Source organism: Actinomycetota bacterium, from assembly GCA_035540895.1.
Taxonomy (GTDB): Bacteria; Actinomycetota; JAICYB01; order JAICYB01; family JAICYB01; genus DATLFR01.
The window spans coordinates 1-8,655 of record DATLFR010000119.1 but is presented as its reverse complement, the minus strand read 5'-3'; the positions used below and the strand labels follow the sequence as shown (position 1 = coordinate 8,655).

The following is an 8,655-nucleotide window of genomic DNA, read 5'->3' as shown; positions in this document are numbered from 1 at the left end:
CGCGTCCGAGGTCCTGGGCGAGGACGCCGCGCACCTCCCGGATCCGATGCCCGGCCTCCTGGAGCCGCCGCGGCACCTGGAGGCTCCACCGCATCTGCCGGAAGTGGTGCTTGATCTCGCCGATCACCGTCACCACCGCGTAGTTCTCGAACGCCACCCCGCGGGACCCGTCGAACCCCTCGACCGCCTTCAGCAGACCCACGCACCCGACCTGGACGAGGTCCTCGAGGGGCTCACCCCGACCCTCGAAACGGGTGGCGATCTTCCGGACCAGCGGTAGGTAGCGGTCGGTGAGGGTCCCACCCTCCGGCGACGACGGCAACCCCGGAGCGGAGTAGACGTCGACCTCGTCTGACACAGCGACCCCTTCCTGGACGATCGAGCGCGCGGCCGGGGCCGTCATCATCGCCCGGCCGGACGCTGCCGGCAACCCCTCACCTCACGATCGAGACCAGGTCGGCATGGGAGGACCCCACGTAGAGCATGAGCGGGTCGAAGTAGAGGCCGTCGCGCCGGGCCGCGAGGTGCACGTGGGGGCCCAGACCCGAGCCTGGATGTCCGGAGCCGGTCGCGCCGACCACGTCGCCGCGGTCCACGGCTCGACCAGCCGCGGCCGCGATCGTGGAGAGGTACGAGTAGGTCGTCCGGACGCCGTCGCCGTGGTCGACGGTCACCGACAGGTTCCCCGCCACGTTCCCGGCGAAGGACACGACGCCGGGGGCGGAGGCGCGGACCGGGCTCCCCGCCGGCGCCGCGACGTCGACCCCCCGATGCCCCGGGGCATACGGGTTCGTCGGCGCGTCATAGGGCCGGATGAGCGAGCCATGGAGCGGGACGGAGTGAGCGGCTCCCTCCCGCAGAACAGGGTTCCCGGTCGCGCCTGCCGGCGTGCAGGCGAGCAGCAACGAGATGAGGACGAGGGTCCGACGCATGGGTCCGCTCCTTCGAGGGTCGGGCGTCGGGGAAGGCTCCGCCAGTCTAGGCCGCGGGGGGGACGCCCATCCCTGTCGGTGGCGTCCCCTACCATGACGAACACAGGTTCCGATACGAACACGGGTTCGCAGACGGGAGGGGTTTGGAGATGAAGCTGACGCCGCTGGGCAAGCTGGTGGGGATGGTGGTCGGACTCGTCATCCTGGGGTTCGTCGGGGCGGCCGGGGCGGCCGCCACCCGACCGCACGAGCAGGAGTGGCGATGCGTGCAGGTCGCGGCGGGCGACACCCTCTGGGAGCTCGCGTCGGGCTCCGGGTCGGATGTGAGGGCCGAGATGCACCGGATCGCCCGGACGAACGGGCTCCGCGACGCGTCGATCCAGCCGGGGCAGCACATCTGGGTGCCGGCGGACGGTCGCGCCGCGGGACGAGCCGTTCAGTCCGAGGCCTGTCCGCGCGTCAGATGACTGGCGATGCCCGAGGCGCGGGGGGTGTCTTCCTGTTGATCTCCCGTACCTGCTCCAGGGTCTGCCGGGCGACCTCCAGCAGCTCCCGCTGGAGCTGGATCGACTGCCGGAGCTCCCGCTGGATCTCGACCGACTCCTGGGTGAGGCCGAGTTGAGCCTCGGCGATCTCCAACTGACGAAGGGCGATCCGTCGCTGCTCCTCGGTGATCTCCACCTGACGTGACGTGATCTCGATCTGCTGGGCGATGCCGTCGCGGATCTCGCCCAGATCCTGACGAGACCCCCGGCCGGGACCCAGGACCAGGATCGCGGCTATGGCCGAAGCGGCGATCACGGCGCACGCCACTATGAGGCGCCGATGTCCACGGTTGAGCATGTCCCCCATATCCCCGCTGCGGGCCAGATCAGTCGTCACCGCGGCCCGGCGGGTCCGGCCTCGTGGGCACCTGCGGGGCCCCACGTCATCTCTTAACCCTTGACAGGCGCGGCGGGGATCACAATGATGTGACACAATATATGGGCGACACCCAGTCGCCTACCTACTAGATGTTGTGTCCAGGAGGCTCTCATGCGCTGTCCGTACTGCCGGTTCGACGACTCGAGGGTCGTCGACTCCCGGGAGGCGGAGGGAGGCACCGCGGTCCGGAGGCGTCGTCAGTGCACGAGCTGCAGGCGCCGGTTCACCACGTTCGAGAGGGCCGAGGAGGTGCCCATGGTCCTCGTGAAGCGCGATGGCTCCCGGGAGCCGTTCGACCGGGCGAAGGTCATCAGCGGCATCACGAAGGCCTGCAAGAACCGCCCCGTGACCGATGAGCAGATGCTCGCGGTCACCGACGGGGTCGAGGAGGCCCTGCGGGCGCTGGGAGCCGAGATCACGAGCGAGCGGGTCGGGATGGAGACGCTCACGCGGCTGAGGGAGCTCGACGAGGTGGCGTACCTGCGGTTCGCGTCCGTCTACAAGGGTTTCCAGGACGTGGAGGCGTTCGAACGGGAGATACGTGCGTTGGTCAAGGCCAGCCCGCCCAAGAGGCGTGTCGGTGGCGACAGATAGGACTTGAGGTCCACGGCGAGAGCGGGAAACGAGGAGGGCTGGATGGCCGGCGGTCGGACGAACGGCAACGGTAGCGGGAGCGGGAGGAAGGCCTCGGTCGTGGATACGCGGGCGGAGGGCCTGACGATAACCCGGAGGTTCACGAGGGCCGACGTCCACCCCTATGACGAGATCACCTGGGAGCGGCGCACCGCCTCGATCGTCTCCCGCGGCGGGGTCGTCGCCTTCGAGCAGTCCGACGTCGAGTTCCCCTCGTCGTGGTCGCTCAACGCGACGAACATCGTCGCCGAGAAGTACTTCCGCGGCCAGCAGAACACGCCGCAGCGGGAGTGGTCGCTGAAGCAGATCATCGACCGGGTCGTGAACTCGATCGTCAGGTGGGGGACCGACCAGGGGAGGTTCGCGTCCGACCTCGACGCGAAGGCGTACGCCGACGAGCTGACCCACATCCTCGTGACGCAGAAGGCGTCGTTCAACTCGCCCGTGTGGTTCAACATCGGGGTCGAGGGTCGGGCCCAGCAGGCGAGTGCCTGCTTCATCCTGCACGTCGACGACTCCATGGACTCGATCGCGGAGTGGTACCGCGACGAGATGTTCATCTTCAAGGGGGGGTCGGGGTCCGGGCTCAACGTCTCGAACCTGCGGTCCTCCTACGAGCAGCTCGCGGTCGGGGGGTACTCGTCCGGGCCCGTGTCGTTCATGCGGGGGGCGGACGCGGCGGCCGGAACCATAAAGAGCGGGGGCGCGACCCGACGGGCCGCGAAGATGGTCGTGATGAACATCGACCATCCCGACATCCTCGAGATGCGGGACAAGGCTCCCGGGTTCATCTGGTGCAAGGCGGTGGAGGAGCGCAAGGCCCGCGCCCTGAAGCAAGCCGGGTTCGACATGTCGGTCGACTCGGGCGTCGACGCGTACTCGATCCAGTACCAGAACGCGAACAACTCGGTCAGGGTGACCGACGTCTTCATGGACGCCTACGTCCAGGACACGCAGTACGAGCTGCGGGGGGTCACATCGGGCGACGTCATCCACCGCTACATGGCGCGAGACGTCATGAAGCAGGTGGCGCAGGCCGCCTGGGAGTGCGCCGACCCGGGGATCCAGTACCACGACACGATCAACGACTGGCACACGGCTCCAGCGGCGGGTCCGATCACCGCCAGCAACCCGTGCTCGGAGTACATGCACCTCGACAACTCGCCCTGCAACCTCGCCTCCCTGAACCTGCTCAGGTTCCTCCGGGACGACGGCAGCTTCGACGTGGAGGCGTTCGAACACGCGGTCTTCATCGTGCTGCTTGGGCAGGCCGTCCTGGCCGTGGCCGCGGACTACCCGACGGACGCTATCGCGCGCAACGCTCGGGGGTTCCGTCAGCTCGGCATCGGATACGCCAACCTCGGTGCTCTGCTGATGGCCATCGGCGTCCCCTACGACTCCGACGAGGGTCGCGCTTGGGCGGCTGCGGTGACATCGCTCATGCAGGCGGCTGCGTACCGAGCCTCGGCCGAGTTCGCCAAGGCGGTCGGGCCGTACCCGGGCCACGACTCGCTCCCCGGCTTCTCGCACCCGGAGAACCGGCAGGCCACGCTCAGGGTGCTCGCGAAGCACGCCGCGTTCTCCCGGGCCCTGACCGCCCCGCCGGCGTCCGGGGACGAGGAGCTGGATCGGCGCATCGGCACGTTCCACGAGGAGATCGTGGGAGCCGGGGCTCCCACGGCCCGGGACGACCAGCTCCGGCGCGTGGTCGACCGCGCGAACGAGGTCTGGTCTCACGCCCTCCAGGAGGCCGAGGAGCACGGGGTCGAGAACTCACAGGTCTCCGTGCTGGCTCCTACGGGGACCATCGGGTTCATGATGGACTGCGACACCACGGGGGTTGAGCCCGACCTGGCCCTCAAGAAGGTCAAGAAGATGGTCGGTGGCGGGACGATGTCCATCGTGAACCAGACCGTCCCCCGCGCCTTGCGACGGCTCGGATACAACGACGAGCAGATCGAGGCGATCGTCGAGTACATCGACCAGAACAACACCGTGGTGGGTGCTCCAGCCGTCAAGCCCGAGCACTACCCCGTGTTCGCGTGCTCCTTCACCTCGGACAACCTGATCGGCTACATGGGGCACGTCCGGATGATGGCCGCGGTTCAGCCGTTCCTCAGCGGGGCCATCTCCAAGACCATCAACATGCCGGAGGAGGCCTCCGTCGACGAGGTCGAGCACGTCTACGTCGAGGGATGGCGGCTCGGGCTCAAGGCCCTGGCCATCTACCGCGACAACTGCAAGGCCGACCAGCCGCTGTCCGCGGAGAAGAAGGAGAAGGTGGACGGTGTCCTGTCGGTCGAGCCGGTCGACCCGCAGCCCGTCCGGAGACGTCTCCCGAAGAAGCGTCCCGCGGAGACCTTCTCCTTCCGGGTCGCCGACTGCGACGGGTACGTGATCGTCGGCCTCTACCCCGAGACCGGTCAGCCGGGCGAGCTCTTCATAAAGGTGGCGAAGCAGGGCTCCACGCTCGCGGGCGTGATGGACGCCTTCTCGATATCGATCTCGATGGGCCTGCAGTACGGGGTCCCGCTCGAGGCTTACGTCGAGAAGTTCATGAACATGACCTTTGAGCCGCGTGGGATCACCGACGACGAGGACATCCGGTTCGCCACCTCGCTCATGGACTTCATCTTCCGGCGCCTCGCGCTCGAGTACCTGCCGAGGGACAAGCGCGAGGCGCTCGGGATCAGGTCGGTGGCGGAGCGGACGGAGATCACGAACGGGATGAACACGCCCGTGATCGAGAAGACGGCGACAGGCGAGGCGGACGGGCCGCTGGCCGCGCCGCGGTCCTCCGCCGAGACCGTCACCCGGCCCGCCGTGGACGCCCCGTTCTGCAACAACTGCGGGATCAGGATGCGGCCGTCCGGCTCGTGCTTCGCCTGCGAGTCCTGCGGCTCGACGTCCGGCTGCAGCTAGTCTCCCGCCACTCGAGAGGGGGCCCAGCCCACGCTGGGCCCCCTCGCCGCGCGGCCGTCCGGCTCGGGTGGGCCCCCTTGACCGGGTCCGACGGCACGGCCGATACTTCGGCGCCTGGGAGGCGGAGATGCCCAACTGCACACGGTGCGGGAACGAGGTCGACGCGCGTGCGCTCGCCTGTCCGAACTGCGGCGAGCGGGTCTGGCACCGTGAGGGCCGCGGGCGTCGGGAGCCGCTGGCCACGGTGTCCCTCGCCACCGCGATCGCCGGGTTCGTCGCTTGTCCCCTCGTCGGGAGCGTCGTAGCGGTCGCCACGGGGGCGCGCGCGCTCCGCACGGTCCGGCGCGATCCGACGATGGGCGGACGCAGAGCGGCGGTCGCCGGGGTCGTGCTGGGTGTGTTGGGGATCGCGTGGGGGATCGTGCTGGCCTGGTCCGCGGTCGGGTTCCTCGAGGAGCGAGAGGCGCGGAGGGCGCCTCTGGTATGGGGAGCCGCCGCCGACCGCGAGGCACAGTCGAGCCTCCGCAACGGGCTCACCTCCGCCAAGACGATCTTCACCGACGAGGAGACGTACGAGAGCGTGACGCTCGACACGATGCGGATGATGGAGCCGGCCTTGACGTTCCTCGAGGGCCCGAGCGCCGGGCCGGGCGAGGTATCGATCCACGTCGTCGGCCCGAACGAGATCGTGCTCGCGGCACGGGGGGCGACGGAGTGCTTCGCGATCCGCGACGTGGTGGAGCGGGTCGCCGGGGGCGGGACGACCTACGCCCGCGTGGCCTCGGAGACCTGCCTCGCGTCCGAGGTTCCGGAGGAAGCGTGGGCCGCGTCCTGGGAGGAAGCGGTCACGCTACAGGATGAAGGGTAGGAACCCCACCGCGCCGACGAGCGCGAACAGGATCCACGCGCCCGCGAGCGCGAGTCCGACCCATCCCAGGATGGACCCGGCCCGCGCCAGGCCCTCCCCCCCGATCCCGGGGTTCGCGGCGATCCGGGCCTGCGCCTGGTTGCCGAGCACGATCGCGAGGATCGAGAAGACGAAGCACCCCGGGACGCCGAGGACCCCGAAGACGAGCGCCGCGATCGCCGTCCCGTCTGTGCTCCGCGCGGGTTCTCCCGAAGGCGACGCACGCCCGACCGGCCTCCCGCAGTTGGGACACCGAGTGTCCTCCTGGTCGAGCTGCTGACCGCAGTTGCCGCACAGAGCCATCCCGTACCTCCTCAGCCAATGCAGGATGCCTTCCCGCCTGCACACCGGCAAGTGGGGCTTGACGAGCATACCCCCCGGGGGTATGCTGCCTCCCGAGACAGGGAGGAAGACATGCAGAGGTTGGACGACCGGTTCGAGAGGCAGCCGCTCCACCACGACCCCCATGGGAGCCACGCGTCCCACGACGATGGGGAGGGCGGCGGCTCCCACGGGTCCCACGGATCCCACGCAGGAGCGGCGGACCACGGCGGGCACCACGCCGCGGCGTTCCGCCGCCGCTTCTGGGTCAGCTTGGCGCTCAGCCTCCCCGTGATCGTGACCAGCCCGATGATCATGGACTGGTTCGGTTACCGCCTGGCCTTCCCGGGCCTCGGACTGGTCGGCCCCGTCCTCGGGACCGTCATCTTCCTGTGGGGAGGTTGGCCGTTCCTCGAGGGCGGGTGGCACGAGCTGAGGTCTCGGCGGCCCGGGATGATGCTGCTCATCTCGATGGCGATATCGGTCGCGTTCACGGCTTCGATGGCCACCTCCCTCGGCCTGCTGCACGTCGACTTCTGGTGGGAGCTGGCCGCTCTGGTGACGATCATGCTCCTCGGACACTGGCTGGAGATGCGGGCTCTCGGCCAGGCGCGAGACGCCCTGTCCGCCCTCGCCGAGCTCCTCCCCGACGAGGCGGATCTGGTCGAGGACGACGGGTCCGTTCGAACGGTCCCGGCGTCCGCGCTACGCCCCGGACACGTGGTGCTCGTGCGAGCGGGCGGGCGCGTCCCTGCCGACGGGGAGATCGCCGAGGGGGAGGCGGAACTCGACGAGTCGATGATCACCGGGGAGTCCCGGCCCGTCGCCCGTGGACCCGGTCAACGAGTCGTCGCCGGGACCGTATCCACCGATTCGTCGCTCAAGCTGCGCGTGAGCGCCATCGGGGAGGACACGGCCCTCGCGGGCATAAGACGACTCGTCGAGCAGGCGCAGAGCTCCCGCTCGCGCGCGCAGGTCCTCGCCGACCGAGCGGCGGCGGTGCTGTTCTACGTGGCCACGGGGGCCGGGGTCGCCACCTTCGTCGTCTGGTCGGCCCTGGGGTCTCCCTACGAAGCGGTGATGCGCCTCGTGACGGTCCTCGTGATCTCGTGCCCGCACGCGCTCGGACTGGCTACGCCTCTCGTCACCTCCCTGTCCAGCGCGATCGCGGCTCGCGCGGGGATACTCGTCCGGGACCGGCTCTCGCTAGAGCGCAGCCGCACGGTCGACACGTTCCTGTTCGACAAGACCGGGACCCTGACGAGGGGGGAGCACGCCGTCGTCGGTCTCGCGGCGTCGGACCCGTGGACCGAGGAGGAGCTGCTCGCCCTGGCTGCCGCGGCCGAGGCTCAGAGCGAACACCCACTCGGGCGGGCCATCGTCCGCGCGGCCCGGGAGCGAGGCCTCCACGTCCCGGCGGTGACGTCGTTCCGTTCGCTGCCTGGCCGCGGCGTCGAGGCAGAGGTCGACGGCCGGCGCCTCGGGGTGGGCGGGCCGCGCCTGCTCGCCGAACGCGGGACGGAGGAACCCGAGGAGCTGAACAGATGGGCGGACACCTACCGCGCCCGGGGGGCCTCGATCCTCTACCTCGTCGACGGGACGACGGTCGCGGGCGCGGTCGCGCTCGAGGACGAGGTCCGGCCGGAGGCGGGGGAGGCCGTCCGGAGCCTCCAGAGGCTCGGCCGTCGCGTCGTGCTGATCACGGGGGATGCGGCTCAGGTGGCGGAAGCGGTGGCGCGTGACCTTGGGATCGACGAGGTCCTCGCCGAGGTGCTGCCTCAGGACAAGGCGGCCAAGGTCGCCGAGCTCCAACACCGAGGTCGGTCGGTGGCCATGATCGGTGACGGGGTCAACGACGCTCCCGCCCTCGCGAGGGCCGACGTCGGCATAGCGATCGGCGCCGGGACCGACGTCGCCATCGAGTCGGCCGGACTGGTGCTGGCGGGATCGGACCCCCGAAGCGTCCCGGCGGTCGTCTCTCTGTCGAGGGCCTCTCACCGCAAGTCGGTACAGAAC

The 8,655-nt window shown here is 69.8% G+C and carries 9 protein-coding genes; 5 read left to right on the top strand and 4 right to left on the bottom strand.

The window, feature by feature from the left end; genetic code table 11:
* Together VM840_06685 and VM840_06680 are read right to left on the bottom strand one after the other, a co-directional pair.
* A partial coding sequence (locus VM840_06685; GenBank protein HVL81260.1) for a sigma-70 family RNA polymerase sigma factor occupies positions 1 to 430 on the bottom strand: 430 nt, incomplete at its 3' end.
* 4 nt (positions 431 to 434) lie between these two features.
* Positions 435 to 932 carry a M23 family metallopeptidase gene (locus VM840_06680; protein HVL81259.1) on the bottom strand — a complete coding sequence of 166 codons (498 nt, stop codon included), beginning with the start codon at positions 930 to 932 and terminating at the stop codon, positions 435 to 437.
* Positions 933 to 1,081: 149 nt separating this feature from the next.
* Here VM840_06680 and VM840_06675 point away from each other — a divergent pair, with 149 nt between their 5' ends.
* Complete coding sequence (locus VM840_06675) at positions 1,082 to 1,399, top strand: LysM peptidoglycan-binding domain-containing protein (GenBank protein HVL81258.1); 318 nt, start codon at positions 1,082 to 1,084, stop codon at positions 1,397 to 1,399.
* On the opposite strand, the gene VM840_06670 is transcribed toward VM840_06675, so the two are convergent.
* Positions 1,392 to 1,775, bottom strand: a complete 384-nt coding sequence (locus VM840_06670) for a hypothetical protein (GenBank protein HVL81257.1) — start codon at positions 1,773 to 1,775, stop codon at positions 1,392 to 1,394. The two genes, VM840_06675 and VM840_06670, sit on opposite strands and share 8 nt — an antisense overlap.
* 192 nt (positions 1,776 to 1,967) lie before the next feature.
* Between VM840_06670 and nrdR the strand changes: the two genes are divergently transcribed.
* From nrdR to VM840_06655, 3 genes are all read left to right on the top strand, one after another.
* Positions 1,968 to 2,450, top strand: coding sequence for a transcriptional regulator NrdR (gene nrdR, locus VM840_06665; GenBank protein ID HVL81256.1), 483 nt, complete (start codon positions 1,968 to 1,970; stop codon positions 2,448 to 2,450).
* 42 nt (positions 2,451 to 2,492) lie between these two features.
* A complete protein-coding gene (locus tag VM840_06660; protein HVL81255.1) occupies positions 2,493 to 5,411 on the top strand; it encodes a vitamin B12-dependent ribonucleotide reductase in 2,919 nt (972 codons plus the stop codon).
* 127 nt (positions 5,412 to 5,538) lie between these two features.
* Positions 5,539 to 6,279 (top strand): DUF4190 domain-containing protein, encoded by a 741-nt coding sequence (locus VM840_06655; protein HVL81254.1) that lies wholly within the window; start codon positions 5,539 to 5,541, stop codon positions 6,277 to 6,279.
* On the opposite strand, the gene VM840_06650 is transcribed toward VM840_06655, so the two are convergent.
* Positions 6,262 to 6,666 carry a DUF4190 domain-containing protein gene (locus tag VM840_06650; GenBank protein HVL81253.1) on the bottom strand — a complete coding sequence of 135 codons (405 nt, stop codon included), beginning with the start codon at positions 6,664 to 6,666 and terminating at the stop codon, positions 6,262 to 6,264. The genes VM840_06655 and VM840_06650 overlap by 18 nt on opposite strands.
* A gap of 66 nt (positions 6,667 to 6,732) precedes the next feature.
* Here VM840_06650 and VM840_06645 point away from each other — a divergent pair.
* Positions 6,733 to 8,655, top strand: a 1,923-nt coding sequence (locus VM840_06645) for a heavy metal translocating P-type ATPase (protein ID HVL81252.1), incomplete at its 3' end; no start/stop codon positions are given.